The sequence below is a fragment of the Roseisolibacter sp. H3M3-2 genome, from assembly GCF_029211165.1.
GTDB lineage: Bacteria > Gemmatimonadota > Gemmatimonadetes > Gemmatimonadales > Gemmatimonadaceae > Roseisolibacter.
Map to the genome: position 1 here is coordinate 1 of NZ_JARGEK010000088.1, position 15,116 is coordinate 15,116.

At 74.4% G+C, this 15,116-nt stretch carries 13 protein-coding genes; 10 read left to right on the forward strand and 3 right to left on the reverse strand.

Translation table 11 applies throughout. The features are described 5' to 3' along the window. From mtnA to PYV61_RS09665, 9 genes are all read left to right on the forward strand, one after another. On the forward strand, nt 1–797 hold a 797-nt coding region (gene mtnA / locus PYV61_RS09625), incomplete at its 5' end, for an S-methyl-5-thioribose-1-phosphate isomerase (protein WP_275830785.1). After that, entirely contained in the window at nt 794–2,281 is a 1,488-nt protein-coding gene (gene glpK / locus PYV61_RS09630; protein ID WP_275830787.1) for a glycerol kinase GlpK, read from the forward strand. The genes mtnA and glpK, both read left to right, overlap by 4 nt. A gap of 249 nt (nt 2,282–2,530) precedes the next feature. Further along, nucleotides 2,531–3,190 carry a uracil-DNA glycosylase family protein gene (locus PYV61_RS09635; protein WP_275830789.1) on the forward strand — a complete coding sequence of 220 codons (660 nt, stop codon included), beginning with the start codon at nt 2,531–2,533 and terminating at the stop codon, nt 3,188–3,190. Beyond that, the gene (locus tag PYV61_RS09640) at nt 3,187–3,546 is read left to right on the forward strand and encodes a hypothetical protein (protein ID WP_275830791.1); all 360 of its coding nucleotides are present in this window, start codon (nt 3,187–3,189) and stop codon (nt 3,544–3,546) included. The genes PYV61_RS09635 and PYV61_RS09640 overlap by 4 nt, the downstream gene beginning before the upstream one ends. 107 nt (nt 3,547–3,653) lie before the next feature. Next, nucleotides 3,654–4,166, forward strand: coding sequence for a cytochrome c maturation protein CcmE (locus PYV61_RS09645; protein WP_275830793.1), 513 nt, complete (start codon nt 3,654–3,656; stop codon nt 4,164–4,166). 3 nt (nt 4,167–4,169) lie between these two features. Next, entirely contained in the window at nt 4,170–6,242 is a 2,073-nt protein-coding gene (locus PYV61_RS09650; protein ID WP_275830794.1) for a heme lyase CcmF/NrfE family subunit, read from the forward strand. 11 nt (nt 6,243–6,253) lie between these two features. After that, on the forward strand, nt 6,254–6,964 hold the full coding sequence (locus PYV61_RS09655; RefSeq protein ID WP_275830796.1) for a cytochrome c-type biogenesis protein CcmH: 711 nt from the start codon (nt 6,254–6,256) through the stop codon (nt 6,962–6,964). Next, on the forward strand, nt 6,964–7,500 hold the full coding sequence (locus PYV61_RS09660) for a zinc ribbon domain-containing protein (RefSeq protein ID WP_275830799.1): 537 nt from the start codon (nt 6,964–6,966) through the stop codon (nt 7,498–7,500). Before PYV61_RS09655 ends, PYV61_RS09660 begins: the two co-directional genes overlap by 1 nt. A gap of 7 nt (nt 7,501–7,507) precedes the next feature. Further along, nucleotides 7,508–8,878, forward strand: a complete 1,371-nt coding sequence (locus PYV61_RS09665) for a UDP-glucose/GDP-mannose dehydrogenase family protein (RefSeq protein WP_275830801.1) — start codon at nt 7,508–7,510, stop codon at nt 8,876–8,878. On the opposite strand, the gene cutA is transcribed toward PYV61_RS09665, so the two are convergent. Then, nucleotides 8,830–9,162, reverse strand: a complete 333-nt coding sequence (gene cutA, locus PYV61_RS09670; RefSeq protein ID WP_275830803.1) for a divalent-cation tolerance protein CutA — start codon at nt 9,160–9,162, stop codon at nt 8,830–8,832. The genes PYV61_RS09665 and cutA overlap by 49 nt on opposite strands. A 124-nt stretch (nt 9,163–9,286) precedes the next feature. On the opposite strand from cutA, the gene uvrA reads away from it, so the two are divergent. After that, nucleotides 9,287–12,175, forward strand: coding sequence for an excinuclease ABC subunit UvrA (gene uvrA, locus PYV61_RS09675; protein WP_275830806.1), 2,889 nt, complete (start codon nt 9,287–9,289; stop codon nt 12,173–12,175). A 58-nt stretch (nt 12,176–12,233) separates the two neighbouring features. Here uvrA and PYV61_RS09680 read toward each other — a convergent pair whose 3' ends face one another. Beyond that, entirely contained in the window at nt 12,234–13,352 is a 1,119-nt protein-coding gene (locus PYV61_RS09680; RefSeq protein WP_275830808.1) for a ScyD/ScyE family protein, read from the reverse strand. 30 nt (nt 13,353–13,382) lie between these two features. Beyond that, nucleotides 13,383–15,116, reverse strand: a 1,734-nt coding sequence (locus tag PYV61_RS09685) for a hypothetical protein (protein ID WP_275830810.1), incomplete at its 5' end; no start/stop codon positions are given.

The following is a 15,116-nucleotide window of genomic DNA, read 5'->3' on the forward strand; positions in this document are numbered from 1 at the left end:
CCGCGGTGCTCGACGCGGGCGCCGACGACCCGGCGCGCGCGCTCGCCGCGCTGCGCGCCGAGGCGACGGCGATCCGCGACGAGGACCGCGCGATGTGCCGCGCGATCGGCGAGCACGGGGCCGCGCTGCTCGGCGACGCCCCGCGCGTGCTGACCCACTGCAACGCCGGCGCGCTGGCGACGTGCGGGATCGGGACCGCGCTGGCGCCGGTGTACGTCGCGCGCGAGCGCGGGCGCGACGTGCGCGTGTGGGCCGACGAGACGCGCCCGCTGCTGCAGGGAAGCCGGCTGACCGCGCTCGAGCTGTCGCGCGCCGGCGTGCCGGTCACCGTCATCGCCGACGGGATGGCGGCGGCGCTGCTGCGCACGGGCGCCGTGGGGGCCGTGCTGGTGGGCGCCGACCGGATCGCCGCCAACGGCGACGCCGCGAACAAGATCGGCACCTACGGGCTGGCGCTGGCCGCCCGCGCGCACGACGTCCCGTTCTACGTGCTCGCCCCCTCGTCGACGGTCGACCCGGCCACCGCCGACGGTGCCGCGATCCCGATCGAGGAGCGCGACCCGGACGAGGTGCGCGCGCCGATGGGCCGCCGCGCCGCGCCCGACGGCGTCGCCGCGTGGAACCCGGCGTTCGACGTCACGCCGGCGGCGCTGATCACGGCGATCGTGACGGAGCGGGGGGTGCACCGTCCGCCGTACGACTTCTCGACGCTCGGCGCTCGACGCTCGGAGTCGAGCGCATCGTCTAGTGCGCGCGGGGAGCGTCGAGCGTCGAGCGTCGAGCGGGCCCCCGCATGAAGACGCTCCTCGCCATCGACCAGGGCACCACCGGCACCACCTGCCTCGTCGTCGACGCGGCCGGCCGGGTGCTCGGGCGCGGGTACCGCGAGCTGGCGCAGTCGTACCCGGCGCCGGGGCTGGTCGAGCACGACGCGCTCGAGATCCTCGCCACGGTGCGCGCGGCGGCCCGCGAGGCGGTGGCGGCCGCCGGCGTCACGCCGACGGCGATCGGGATCACCAACCAGCGCGAGACGGTCGTGCTGTGGGAGCGCGCGACCGGGCGCCCGGTGCACCCGGCGCTCGTCTGGCAGGACCGCCGCACGTCGGCGCGGTGCGCCGAGCTGGCCCCGCGCGCCGCGTGGATCGGGGAACGCACCGGGCTCGTGGTCGACCCGTACTTCAGCGCGACGAAGCTGGAGTGGCTGCTGGGGCGCGACGACCTCCGCGCGCGCGCCGAGCGCGGCGAGCTGGCGGCGGGGACGATCGACGCGTGGCTGGTGTGGCACCTCACGGGCGGCCGCGTGCACGCGACCGAGCCCACCAACGCGTCGCGCACGATGCTGTACGACCTCGACGCGCGCGCGTGGAGCGACGAGCTGTGCGCCCTCTTCGGCGTGCCGCGCGCCGTGCTCCCCGAGGTGCGCCCCTCGCTCGGCGACTTCGGCACGGCCTCGCCCGCGATGCTCGGCTTCGCGGCGCCGATCCTCGGCATCGCGGGCGACCAGCAGGCGGCGCTCTTCGGCCAGGGCGGGTGGGACGTCGGCGTCGCGAAGAACACGTACGGCACCGGCGCGTTCCTCCTGCGCAACTGCGGCGCGACGCGCCCCGCCGGCGGGGGCGGGCTGCTGACGACGCTCGCCTGCGGCCCGACGGGGGAGCCGCTGTACGCGCTGGAGGCGTCGATCTTCGTCGCCGGCGCCGCGGTGCAGTGGCTGCGCGACGGCCTCGGGATCGTCGCCACCGCGGCCGAGTCGGAGGCGCTGGCGCGCAGCGTCCCGTCCACCGACGGCGTCTACTTCGTGCCGGCGCTGACCGGACTCGGCGCCCCCGACTGGGAGCCGCACGCGCGCGGCACGATCGTCGGGCTCACCCGCGGCACCACGCGCGCGCACCTCGCCCGCGCCGCGCTGGAGGCGATGGCCTACGCCACCGCCGACGTCCTCGACGCGATGCGCGCCGCCTCGGCCGACGGGGCGGGAGACGGCGCGCCGCTGCGCGTCGACGGGGGCGCGACGACCAACGAGTGGCTGGTGCAGTTCCAGGCGGACGTCCTGGGCGCGGTCGTCGAGCGGCCGGCGGTGGTCGAGTCGACGGCGCTCGGGGCCGCGGGGCTGGCCGGGATCGCCGCGGGCGTCTGGCCCGACGCGCCGAGCTTCCTCGCGTCGCGGCGCTTCGCGCGGTTCGCGCCGGGGGAGGGGAGCGCCGCCGCGCAGGCGGGACGGGCCGGTTGGCGGCGGGCGGTGCGGGCGGCGTTGGCGTGGGCGAGGGACGACAAGGCGTAGAGCGGGATACGGCGCAGTGCAGGAACGGCGCAGAGCGGGGTGACCCGAACCAAGGGGTGGGGCGAAGAGCGGGGTACAGCGGACCTGCAGCCGTTAGCCGGTAGGTCCGCGGTACCCCGGTTCTCGGGTCACCCCTTGGTTCGGTTCACCCCGCTCTGCGCCCCACCCAGGTCTTCGCCGCACCCCGCTCTTCGCCGTCGGAAGGCGCGAATCGGAACCCCGACCCGAGCCATGGGGTCTCCCTCCCCGATGTCCCCCCTCCCGATCCTCGACCTCGCCCCGGCGCTCGAGGCGCATCGTCGCGCCCTCGCCGCCTGCCGCCGCTGCGCCGCGACGCTGCCGGCGGGCGCCCGCCCCGTCGTGTCGCACGCCGTCGCGCCGCGGGTGATGATCGTGGGGCAGGCGCCCGGGCCGAGCGAGGCGACCGGGGGGCGGCCGTTCGTCGGGCGGTCGGGGCGGACGCTGTTCCGCTGGCTCGCCGAGGCCGGATTGGGCGAGGAGGAGGCGCGGGCGGCGATCCTCATCGCGGCGGTGACGCGGTGCTACCCGGGGCCCAGCCCGAGCGGGCGCGGCGACCGGGTGGCCACGCCGGCGGAGCGCGGGGCGTGCGCGCCGTGGCTCGACCGGGAGCTGGCGCTGCTGCGCCCCGCGCTCGTGATCCCCATCGGTCGGCTGGCCATCGACCGGCTGCTCGGGCCGCTCCCGCTGGCCGCGGTGGTGGGGCGGGTGCATCCCGTGGTCGCGGGCGGCGTCGAGACGCGGGCGGTCCCGCTCCCGCACCCGTCGGGGGCGAGCGGGTGGCTGAACGCCCCCGCGCACCGGGCGCTGCTCGACGACGCGATCACGCACCTCGCCGACGAGTTCGCGCGGGTGGGGCTGATCGACGGCGGGCGGCGGGCGGCGGCGTGAGGTCGCTGCTGCTGGCCGCGGCGCTCCTCCAGTCGCCGGCCGACTCGGCGCCCGCGGTGCCGGCGGACTCGACGCGGCGTGCGGCGCCGGCCGCCGATCCCTGGTTCGGCGAGGACAAGCTCCGGCACTTCGTGCTCGCCGGGCTGGTGCAGGGGAGCGCCTACGGTGCGGCGACCGCGGCCGGCGTCGACCGGCGCGCCGCGCTGGTGACCGCGTCGGGGATCACCGCCCTCGTCTCGCTCGGCAAGGAGTGGCACGACCGCCGGCGGCGCGGCGTTTTCAGCGGGCGCGACCTCGTCTGGGATGCCGCGGGCGCCCTGGTCTGGGGTGCGCTGGTCGCCCGCGCCGGGCGCTGAAGGACGGGGCCGCCACGAGGCGGCCATGAAGGCCGTATATTTGGCGTGCTCCACTCGCTGCACCGGTCCCCCCGCGGGGCCGGCCCCTCCCTCCGGGGTCATACATCATGAAGGCGCGCAACAAGTTCCTGATCGGCGGGGCCCTCGTCCTGGGGAGCGCCAGCTATCTGATGGCGAGCTCCATCCAGGACACCGGGCAGTACTTCCTCACGCCGACCGAGTTGCAGGCCAAGGTCGCGGACGATCCGTCGTTCGTGAACCAGGGCGTGAAGATCGGCGCCAAGGCCGTGCCCGGCACCATCGTGCGCGACCCCAGCGGGCGGTCGCTGCGCTTCGTCATGGCCGACATGGCCGACTCGACCAAGACCTACCCCGTCTACTACAAGGGGATCGCCCCCGACACGTTCACCGACGGCGTCGAGGTCGTGGTCGAGGGGCGGCTGCAGGCCGACGGGACGTTCCACGCGACGACGCTGCTGGCCAAGTGCGCGTCGCGCTACGAGAACGCCCCCGAGCAGGGCGAGGGGACGCCGGGGTACAAGGAGTACCAGCAGTACAAGGGGAAGCACCCGGCCGGCGTGCCGAAGACGGCCGCCCCGGCGCCCGCGTCGCAGAGCTGAGTCGTGGGCGACTCCCTCTCCTCCGGGATGATCCTGGTCGGCGAGCTCTCGCTGTGGGTCGCCCTGCTGATGGCGGCCTGGAGCGCGACCGTCTCGTTCGCCGGCGCCCGGGACGGGCGCGCGGACCTCGTGCACTCGGGCGAGCGGGCGCTGTACGCGACGTTCGGCTTCGTGATCGTGGCGTCGATCGGGCTGTGGACCGCGCTGTTCACGCACGACTTCTCGATCAAGTTCGTCGCCAGCTACACGAGCGCGAACCTCCCCAAGGTCTACACCTTCACCGCCTTCTGGGCGGGGCAGGCGGGGTCGCTCCTCTTCTGGACGCTGATCCTCGCGGGGTACGCGGCGGCGGCGGTGTTCACCGGCCGCGGGCCGCGCACGCGCGCCTTCCTGCCGTACGTGACCGGGACGCTGAGCGTGATCACGCTCTTCTTCCTGGCGACGATGTGCTTCGGCGCCAACCCGTACGAGCGCCTCGACTGGACGCCCCCCGACGGGCGCGGGATGAACCCGCAGCTGCAGAACCCGGGGATGGCGATCCACCCGCCGATGCTCTACCTCGGCTACGTGGCCACGTCGGTGCCGTTCGCCTACGCGGTGGCCGCGCTGGTCACGCGCAAGCTGGACGCCGAGTGGCTGGCGCCGGTGCGCCGCTGGTCGCTGCTGTCGTGGTTCTTCCTCACCATCGGCATCACGCTCGGCATGTGGTGGGCGTACGTCGAGCTCGGGTGGGGCGGCTACTGGGCGTGGGACCCGGTCGAGAACGCGTCGCTGCTCCCGTGGCTGACGGGGACGGCGTTCCTGCACTCGATCATGATCCAGGAGAAGCGGGGGATGCTCCGCAAGTGGAACGTCACCCTGGTGGCGACCACCTTCCTCCTGTCGATCCTCGGCACGTTCATCACGCGCTCGGGCATCATCCAGAGCGTGCACTCGTTCGCGCAGTCGCCGGTCGGGAACTGGTTCGCCGGCTTCCTGGTGGTGAGCATCGCCGCGACCGCGTGGCTGGTCGCGACCCGCCTGAAGGACCTGGCGTCGCAGGCGGAGCTGGAGAGCATGGTGAGCCGCGAGGCCGCCTTCCTCTACAACAACCTGGTGCTCGTCGGGATCTCGTTCTCCGTGCTCTGGGGGACGCTCTTCCCGATCCTCAGCGAGTGGGTGAAGGGGGAGAAGATCACGGTCGGCCCCCCTTTCTTCAACACGGTCAACGTCCCGCTCGGGCTCCTGCTGCTCGCGCTCACCGGCGTCGGGCCGCTCATCGCCTGGCGGCGCGCGTCGCTGTCGAACCTGCGGCGGCAGTTCACCGTGCCGACGGCCGTCGGCGCCGTGACCGGGGTCGCGCTGGTGGCGCTCGGGATGCGCGACTTCTACGCGATCGTCTGCTACGCGCTCGCCGGCTTCGTGTTCGGCACCATCGGGCAGGAGTTCTGGAAGGGGACGCGCGCCCGCGTGTCGATGCACGGCGAGAACGCCGCGGTCGCGCTGGCGCGCCTGGTCGGGCGCAACCGCCGGCGCTACGGCGGCTACGTCGTGCACTTCGGCATGGTGACGATGTTCGCCGCCTTCGCCGGGATGGCGTTCAAGAAGGAGTACGACATCACCCTCCGCACGGGGCAGTCGTACACGGCGAAGGACCCGTGGGGGCACACCTGGACCTTCACCAGCCAGGGCGTCTCGGCGTACAAGGCGCTGAACCGCTACGTCACCGCCGTCGGCCTCGACGCCACCCGCGACGGGAAGCGCGTCGGGATCATCAGCTCCGAGAAGCGCCAGCACGTCGACAGCCGCGACCAGCCCACCTTCGAGCCGTCGACCGAGGTCGGCATCCTCGAGGGGGCGAAGCAGGACGTCTACGTCGTGCTGGCGGGCGTGACGGGGACCGACCGCGCCGAGATCCGCGTCGCCTTCAACCCGCTGGTGTGGTGGGTGTGGTTCGGCGGCTTCGTGATGGGGATCGGGGGGCTGATCGTCATGTGGCCGCAGGCCGAGCGCCGCGCGACGCGCCGCGAGAGCGGCTACGTCGCCGAGCTGCCGCCGGCGCCCGCCGGTGAGCCCGTCCCCGCGACCGTCCCCTGAGCCGTCCGCCGATGTCCTCCCCGCAGTATCAGGTCGGCGGCTACCGCGTCTCGCGCCGCCGCTTCGTCGCCGCGCTCGGCGCCGGCTGGGCCACCGCGACCGCCACGGCCGCCGGCGTCGCCGCGGCGCAGCAGGTCGGCGTCCCGGTCGAGTCGCCGTCGCCCAACCAGGTGACCGGCGCGGCCGTCACCCAGCCCGAGACGCCCGGCGCGTCGATGGAGGGGGACGGCTACCGCCCCGTGCAGCGTCCGCCCAAGCCCGGCGCGTCGCCGTCGATGGACGCGATGGCGCGCGACGATCTGGAGCACAAGATCTCGTGCCCCTGCCCGTGCACGCTCGACGTCTTCACCTGCCGGACGTCGATGCCGTGCGGCTTCTCGCCGCGCATGCACAGCGACGTGATGGCGCTCGTCGAGGGCGGCTACTCGGCCGACGAGATCTTGGCGGCGTTCGAGCAGGAGTACGGGCAGCAGGTGCTCATGGCGCCCAAGAAGGAGGGGTTCAACCTCGCCGGCTACCTGATGCCGTTCGCGGCGCTCGGCACCGGCGCGGTGGTGGTCGCGGCGCTCATCCGGAAGTGGGGGCGCCGCGCCGCCGCGGTGCAGGCGGCGGAGGGGCGGGTGGCGCCGGCCGCGTCGCACGGGCTCTCGCCGGCCGACGTCGGCGCGACCCCCGACGAGATGGCGCGCCTCGAGGCCGCGGTGCGCGGGGAGTCGCGCTGATGCTGGCGATCCCCGACGGCGCGCTCGCGCTCGGCCTGGGCACCGTGCTGGCGCTCGGCGCCCCGGCCCTCGAGCTGCGCGCGCTGCTCGGCGAGGCGCCGGCCGGCCCGCCCGCGCCGCCGGCGCCCACGCCCGTGGCGCCCGCGGAGGCCAGCGCGATCGAGGCGCTGCGCGAGATCGAGTTCGACCGCGCCACCGGGAAGCTCTCCGACGCGGACTACGCGGAGCTGCGCGCGACGTACACGCGCGAGGCGCTGGCCGAGATGCGGGCGAAGGAGGGCGCGACGGCCGCGGCCGCGGTCGCGTCCCCGACCGCGCCGGCGGACGGAGGCGACGACGCCGTGGAGGCCGCGCTGCGCGCCTTCCGCGCCCGCGCGCCGCGGTGCGCCGAGCACGGCGCCCGCCCCGAGGCCGACGCGCGCTTCTGCTCCGACTGCGGGCGCTTCCTCGCCGGGCGGTGCCCGGCGTGCGGCGGCGTGTGCGACGGCGAGGGGCAGCGCTTCTGCGGGCAGTGCGGCTCGTCGCTCGCCGCCTGAGCCGCCGGTGCGCATCGTCGTCGTCGGCACCGGCTACGTCGGGCTCGTCGTCGGCGCGTGCCTGGCGGAGACCGGGAACGACGTCGTGTGCGCCGACGTGCACGACGAGAAGATTGAGGGGCTGACGCGCGGCGTCCTGCCGATCTTCGAGCCGGGGCTGGAGGAGCTGGTCCGGCGCAACGCGTCGCACGGGCGGCTGACCTTCACGACCGACATCCCGGGCGCGGTGCGCGGCGCCGAGGTGGCGTTCATCGCCGTCGGCACGCCCCCCGACGAGGACGGCTCGGCGGACCTGCGGCACGTGCTCGCGGTGGCGGAGCAGGTCGGGCGGCACATGACGCGCGAGCTGGTGATCGTCACCAAGTCGACGGTCCCGGTGGGGACGGCGGCGCGCGTCGGCGAGGCGGTGGAGCGGCACGCGCGCTTCCCGTTCCACCTGTGCAGCAACCCCGAGTTCCTCAAGGAGGGTGCGGCGGTCGAGGACTTCCTGCGTCCCGACCGCGTCGTGCTCGGGGCGGAGTCCGACCACGCGCGCAGCGTGATGGCGGAGCTGTACGCGCCGTTCGTGCGCACGGGCAAGCCGATCATCTTCATGGACATCGCGTCCGCGGAGATGACGAAGTACGCCGCCAACGCGATGCTCGCCACGCGCATCTCGTTCATGAACGAGATCGCGAACCTGTGCGAGCGCGTGGGCGCCAACGTCGACCTGGTGCGGCGCGGCGTCGGCTCCGACGGCCGGATCGGCGCCGCGTTCCTCTTCCCGGGGCCGGGCTACGGCGGCAGCTGCTTCCCGAAGGACGTGGCCGCGCTCGTGCGCGCCGCCGACACGGCGGGGGCGCCGCTGCGGATCCTGCGCGCCGTCGAGGAGGCCAACGCGCGGCAGAAGGAGCGCGCGTTCGAGAAGCTGGCCGCCGCCTTCGCCGCCGAGGGGCTGGCCGGACGCCGCGTGGCGGTGTGGGGGCTCGCGTTCAAGGCGCAGACCGACGACATGCGCGAGTCGCCGTCGCTGTCGCTGGTCGAGCGGCTGCTCGCCGTGGGCGCCGAGGTGGTGGCGCACGACCCGGCGGCGCTGGGCGAGGCCCGGCGGCGGCTGGAGGACCGGGTGGCGCTGGTCGAGAACGGCTACGACGCGCTCGACGGGGCCGACGCGCTGGTCGTGATGACCGACTGGAACGAGTACCGGCACCCGAACTTCCGGCGCATGGCCGAGCTGCTCCGGCGACCGGTGCTGGTGGACGCCCGCAACCTGTACGACCCGGCGCGGATGCGCGCGCTCGGCTTCGACTACCGCTCGATCGGCCGCGAGCCCGAGCCCGCCGTCGCCGGTCAGTCCTCGAGCACGCCGGTCGTCTCGTCGTTGATCCAGGCGAGGTAGCGCACCAGCCCGGCGTGCACCGGCAGCGCCAGCAGCTCGGGCGTCTGGTACGGATGCAGCCGCTCGAACGCCTGCTGCAGGTCCTCCACCCGGTCGCGGCGGGTCTTGAGCAGCACGACGACCTCGCGCTCGTCGGCCAGCTTCCCCTCCCAGCGGTAGATCGACCGGGCGGGGGGGAGGATCGTCCCGCACGCGACCAGCCGCTGGTCGAGCAGCATGCGGACGAAGGGGACCGCCTCCTCCTCGGAGGCGAGGGTCGTGAGCACCACGACGGCGTCGGTCATGGCGCCAATGTAGCCGCCGGCGCGGCGGACGGCGCGGCCGCCGGCGCGCCCACTGTCGCGTCCCCGAAGATTTCCCGATCCGCCCGCTTGTCGGACGGGGCCTCCCCCGCGAGCTTTGCTGGTTATGGCAGAGGAAGCCCTGATCGTGCGCGGCGCGCGCGCGCACAACCTGAAGAACGTCGACGTCACCATCCCGCGCGACCGGCTGACCGTCATCACGGGGCTGTCCGGGTCGGGGAAGTCGTCGCTGGCCTTCGACACCATCTACGCCGAGGGGCAGCGGCGCTACGTGGAGTCGCTGTCGGCCTACGCGCGCCAGTTCCTCGGGCTGATGGAGAAGCCCGACGTCGACGTCATCGAGGGGCTCTCGCCCGCGATCTCGATCGAGCAGAAGAACACGGGGAACAACCCGCGCTCGACCGTCGGAACGGTCACCGAGATCTACGACTACCTGCGCCTGCTCTACGCGCGCGCCGGCACGCCGCACTGCCCGAACTGCGGGCGCGCCGTGCAGCGCCAGAGCCCCGTGCAGATCGCCGAGACGGTGCTGACGTGGGAGGCCGGCACGCGCCTCGAGATCCGCGCGCCGCTCGTGCAGGGGCGCAAGGGCGAGTTCCGCGAGCTGTTCGAGGGGGCGCGCAAGCAGGGCTTCGTGCGCGCCGTGGTGGACGGGGAGCTGATCGAGCTCGCCGACCCGCCGAAGCTCAACAAGCGGCAGAACCACAGCATCTCGGTCGTCGTCGACCGCCTCGTCGTGCGCGCGGAGGACCGCGGGCGCCTCACCGACTCGCTGGAGACCGCGCTGCGCCTGGCCGACGGGCTCGTGGAGGTGGTCGAGTACGCGGCCGACGCGTCCGCCGAGCCCGAGGTGCACCTGTTCTCGGAGCGCTACGGCTGCCCGGTGTGCGGCATCTCGCTCCCCGAGCTGGAGCCGCGGCAGTTCTCGTTCAACTCGCCGTTCGGCGCCTGCCCGGCGTGCGGCGGGCTGGGGACGCGCAAGGAGGTCAGCCCCGACCTCGTGCTCGGCGACCCGAGCATCACGATCCTCGAAGGCGTCGTGCTGCCGTGGGGGGAGCCCGACGGCTACCTGAAGAAGGTCATCCTCCCGGGGCTCGCCAAGGCGCTCGAGTTCAGGCTCGACACGCCGTGGGGGAAGCTGCCGGCGCGCGTGCAGCACGCGCTGCTCTTCGGCGCCGGCGAGGCGCCGCCGGCGGCGCGCAAGACGGGCGGGCGCAAGGTCGCGTCCAAGGCGGCGAGCGCCGAGGTCGTGTGGGAGGGGATCCTGCGCAACGTGCAGCGCCGCTACGAGGAGACGTCGAGCGACGGCATCCGCGTCGAGCTGGAGGAGTACATGGTGGCGACGCCGTGCTCCGCCTGCGCCGGGATGCGCCTCAAGCCCGAGTCGCTGGCCGTCACGGTGCACGGGCGGAACATCGGCGAGGTCGGCGAGCTGTCGATCGACGGCGCGCGCGACTTCTTCGGCGAGGTGCCGGTGCGCGGCGAGGGGCGCCCGGGGCTCGACCCCGACATCGCGGGCCCGATCCTGAAGGAGGTGCGCGAGCGCCTCTCCTTCCTGGTCGACGTGGGGCTCGACTACCTCACGCTCAACCGCTCGGCCGAGTCGCTGTCGGGCGGCGAGGCGCAGCGCATCCGGCTGGCGACGCAGATCGGGTCGCGCCTGGTGGGCGTGCTCTACATCCTCGACGAGCCGTCGATCGGGCTGCACCAGCGCGACAACGGGCGGCTGCTCGCCACGCTCAAGCAGCTGCGCGACCTCGGCAACACCGTCATCGTCGTCGAGCACGACGAGGAGACGATGCGCGAGGCCGACCACCTCATCGACCTGGGCCCCGGCGCCGGGAAGCACGGCGGCGAGGTGATCGCGGCCGGCACGGTGAAGGAGGTGCTGCGCAACCCCAAGTCGGTGACCGCGCAGTACCTGAACGGGAAGCGCGAGATCCCGGTCCGCCCCGAGCGCCGCCCGCGCGACCCGCACCGCGTGATCCGCGTCGAGAACGCGCGCGAGCACAACCTGCGCGGCGTCGACTTCGAGATCCCGCTCGGCTGCTTCGTGTCGGTGACCGGCGTGTCGGGGTCGGGGAAGTCGACGCTGGTCGAGGACATCCTGCACCGCGCGCTGGCGCGCCACTTCTACCGCGCGCGCACCATCCCGGGGCTGCACGACCGGATCGTCGGGCTGGAGCACATCGACAAGGTCATCGACATCGACCAGAGCCCGATCGGGCGCACGCCGCGCTCCAACCCGGCCACGTACACGGGGCTGTTCACGCCCATCCGCGAGCTGTTCGCCGAGATGCCCGAGGCGAAGATCCGCGGCTACGGGCCGGGGCGGTTCTCGTTCAACGTGAAGGGCGGGCGCTGCGAGGCGTGCCAGGGCGACGGGCTGGTGAAGATCGAGATGCACTTCCTCCCCGACGTCTTCGTGCCGTGCGACGTCTGCAAGGGGAAGCGCTTCAACCGCGAGACGCTCGAGGTCCGCTTCCGCGGGCTCTCGATCGCCGACGTCCTCGACCTGACGGTCGAGGACGCGTGCGGGATCTTCGAGAACCAGCCGCGCATCGCGCAGAAGCTGGAGACGCTCCGCGACGTGGGGCTCGGCTACATCCACCTCGGGCAGAGCGCGACCACGCTCTCGGGCGGCGAGGCGCAGCGCGTCAAGCTCGCCACCGAGCTGTCCAAGCGCGACACCGGGCGCACGCTCTACATCCTCGACGAGCCGACGACGGGGCTGCACTTCGAGGACGTGCGGCTGCTGCTCGACGTCCTGCACCGGCTGGTCGACCGCGGCAACACGGTCCTGGTCATCGAGCACTCGCTCGACGTCATCAAGACGGCCGACTGGGTCGTCGACATGGGACCCGAGGGCGGCACGCGCGGCGGGATGGTGGTCGCGCAGGGGACGCCCGAGACGGTCGCGCAGGTCGACGCGAGCTTCACGGGGCACTACCTCCGACCGCTGCTCCCCGCGCTCAAGCGGCGCAAGGCGGGGTGAACGACCGACGGGGCGCGCCAGATCGGCGCGCCCCGTCGCACGTCGTGCCCCGGGACCGTCAGGGGACGATGCGCAGCACCTCGTCGACGCCCGCGCGGTCGCCGTTGACGGCGACGTAGAACGCGCCGTCGCCGTCGATCGCCAGCGCCGTCGCGTTCGGCAGGTTGCCGGCGACGGTGAGGTGCGGACCGGCGCCGGGGACGACGCGCAGCAGCGCGCCCGGCGTCGGGAAGAACACCGGCCCCGTCGCGTACTGCAGCGCGTACAACTGCCCGTCGGGGGCGAAGGCGAGGTCGGTGACCGTCTTGAGCCCGGTCGCGTACGGCTGCGCGACGCCGCCCGACACGCGGTAGATGATCGCCGCGCCCTGCGAGAACGGGACGCCGGTGAGCGTGCTCACGTACAGCGCGCCGTCGGGGCCGCGCACGACCTCGGTGGGCACCGCCTGCGCCGAGCCGCCGAACATCGCCGGCGCCGGCACGCGCGGGAACGTCGCCACCAGCGACACCGCGCCGCGGTTGTCGACCTCCAGCAGCGAGTTGCCGCCGGCGTCGGTGACGTACTGCCGCCCGCCCTCGGCGAGGAGGCCGTACGGGTTGGAGTCGAACACCTCGCCGTCCGGGTTGCGCGACTGCTCGAACGCCGCCACGTCGGCGACCACCGACCACGAACCGTTGGGGTGCAGGCGGGCGAGGGTGCCGAAGGCGGCGCCGGCCGCCCCCAGCCCCGCGCGTCCGGTCGGCGGGCCGCCCCAGCCGATGGTGAAGTAGGCGTTGCCCGCGCCCTGGAAGTCGATGTGCTGCGGCCCGGTGATGTCCTGCATGTTGGCGTTGTAGTACGACGGCAGCCCGCTCACCACGCGCTCCTGGACCCCGCGCCGCTTGCGCGAGATCGCGCCGGTGCCGCTGTAGCAGTAGAGGCCGCGCGGGAGCGGCGTGCAGTTCGTCGTCACGGTGGTCCGGCCGGACTCGGTCACGTAGAGCGCGCCGTCGGGCGCGAACGCGAGGCCGCGCGGCGCGTCGAGCCCCGACATGAACACGGTGCGCGACGGCGCCGGGGCGGCGTCCCTGGCCGCGCGCGGCGCGCCGGCGTCGGGCGCGAGCGGCGCGGCGGTCGGGTCCTGGCAGGCGGCGAGGGCGAGGAGGGTCGCGATCGAGATCGGCAGCCGGTTCCGCATGGGACTCCTGGTGGGGCGGGTAGGGCCGCGCTACGGCTGCGGCGTGGCGAAGGTGTCGGCCAGCCGGACGACCTCGACGTCGTCCGTCGCCAGCACCTGGTTGTCCTGCCGCCCCAGCCGCCAGCCCGTGTGCGTCAGCAGGCGGCCGGGGGTGAACGACTGCACGAGCACCGCGCCCGACGCGTCGCGGACGTAGGCGCCGTCCGCGCGCAGGTACGCGCGCCCCGCGTACAGGTCGACGACGAGCTCGTACCGCGCCGGCGTGTTCTGCGCCCACGCCAGGCCGGCCGCGGTCTGCCCGGCGAACCGGATGGTCCCCGACTGCGCGCTGGGGCCGTTGACGTACGCGAACCGCGCCAGCTCCAGCGTGTCGCCGTTCACGATGCTGGCGGCGACGAACGGCGCCCCCTGCCCGCCGGCGCGCGGCGACGCCACCGACGAGGTCCAGCGGATCCGGTACTTGCCGGCGTTCGCCTGCTGCCCCTGGCCGGTCTGCGCGTCGGCGAAGTGCGCCAGCGCGGCGAACATAGTCAGCCCCCGCTTCGCGTCGGACGCGCCGCCCGCCTGGTTCACCTCGACCACGTTGGTGCCGGCCGCGAACCCGCCGAACGGGGTGGCGCGCACGCGCACGAACCCCGGCGCCTGGAACTCGATCTCCCACGCCGCGCGCCCGATGTCGTCGTTGACGGGCGCCGCGCCGGGGACGTCGGCCACGTGCTGCGACGGCGGGCTCGCGTACGGGTTGTCGAACGTCGCCTCGAACACGAACGGGTCGGCGGGGCCGAACGTGCTGAGCTCCTCGATGATCCCCAGCGAGCCGAGCCCGCCGTGGGCCGCGTACGCGACGCGCGGCGCGAACAGCGCGGCCGCGAAGGAGCGCGCCGCCCCGAACCACCGCGTCGCGCGCCCGACCGGCCCCGGCGCGGGGAGGAGCGCCTGCGCCAGCTGCGCGATCGTGCAGTTCCCCTCGAAGAACTGGTCGCTGTCGTACAGGTGCGCCGGCGACGGGGCGGGGCGGGGGCGGAGCGCCACGGTGGCCCGGTCGGCCGACTTCTGCGCCAGCCGCACGCGCGACGTCGTCGCGTCCGGGAGCGGCACCGGGACCGGCTCCCCGTCGCCGTCCGCGAGGTAGTAGCGGGCGGCCGTGTAGGCCGGCTCGGTCATGCACGTCTGCACCAGCGCGGGGACCGGCGAGACGGGGCGCAGCTTGAAGCTCGCCCCGATCTTGGGGTCCACCGAGACCTCGATGCACTGGCCCCACACGCGGATGTCGGTCGTGCCGTCGATCGGCGCGCACGGCGCGGGGCGACCGGTGACCAGGAACTGCTCGCCCGCGTTGGCGCCCAGCGCGCCGGGGAACAGTTTGATCCCGCTGGTCGCCGCCGGCGCGATGAGCGTGCAGCCGTCGCCCGCGCGGCAGACGCCGATGAACCCCTGCGCCTCGAGCGCCGCGGCGGTGTTGTCGATGGTGTAGCCCACCGCCCGGAAGAGCGTCGTCAGGTAGTCCCAGAACTCGGCGTTCGATCCGAGCCAGTGGTCGGGCGACGGCGCGATCGGCTTCCACCACGCGACCAGCTGCGCCGCGTAGGCGAGCGCCGCGGCGGTGCCGGGGGCCGCCGCGTTGCGCCGGCAGGCCGCGGTGACGTCGCGCAGCAGGCCGCTCGCGCTGGGCTGCGCCGTCTTCGCGACGTTCGTGGCGATGCTGTCCTGCAGCGCGGCCAGGTCCGCCGGCCGGCAGGCGGCGCCGGCGGGGAGGGCGGCGGC

What these genes read in the sequence shown, in the direction of transcription:
- PYV61_RS09655 (WP_275830796.1), top strand. Translation starts at nt 6,254, where the DNA reads ATGTCCTCCCCGCAGTATCAGGTCGGCGGCTACCGCGTCTCGCGCCGC.
- PYV61_RS09635 (WP_275830789.1), top strand. Translation starts at nt 2,531, where the DNA reads ATGTCCCCCCTCCCGATCCTCGACCTCGCCCCGGCGCTCGAGGCGCAT.
- uvrA (WP_275830806.1), top strand. Translation starts at nt 9,287, where the DNA reads ATGGCAGAGGAAGCCCTGATCGTGCGCGGCGCGCGCGCGCACAACCTG.
- PYV61_RS09680 (WP_275830808.1), bottom strand. Translation starts at nt 13,352, where the DNA reads ATGCGGAACCGGCTGCCGATCTCGATCGCGACCCTCCTCGCCCTCGCC.
- PYV61_RS09660 (WP_275830799.1), top strand. Translation starts at nt 6,964, where the DNA reads ATGCTGGCGATCCCCGACGGCGCGCTCGCGCTCGGCCTGGGCACCGTG.
- glpK (WP_275830787.1), top strand. Translation starts at nt 794, where the DNA reads ATGAAGACGCTCCTCGCCATCGACCAGGGCACCACCGGCACCACCTGC.
- cutA (WP_275830803.1), bottom strand. Translation starts at nt 9,162, where the DNA reads ATGACCGACGCCGTCGTGGTGCTCACGACCCTCGCCTCCGAGGAGGAG.
- PYV61_RS09645 (WP_275830793.1), top strand. Translation starts at nt 3,654, where the DNA reads ATGAAGGCGCGCAACAAGTTCCTGATCGGCGGGGCCCTCGTCCTGGGG.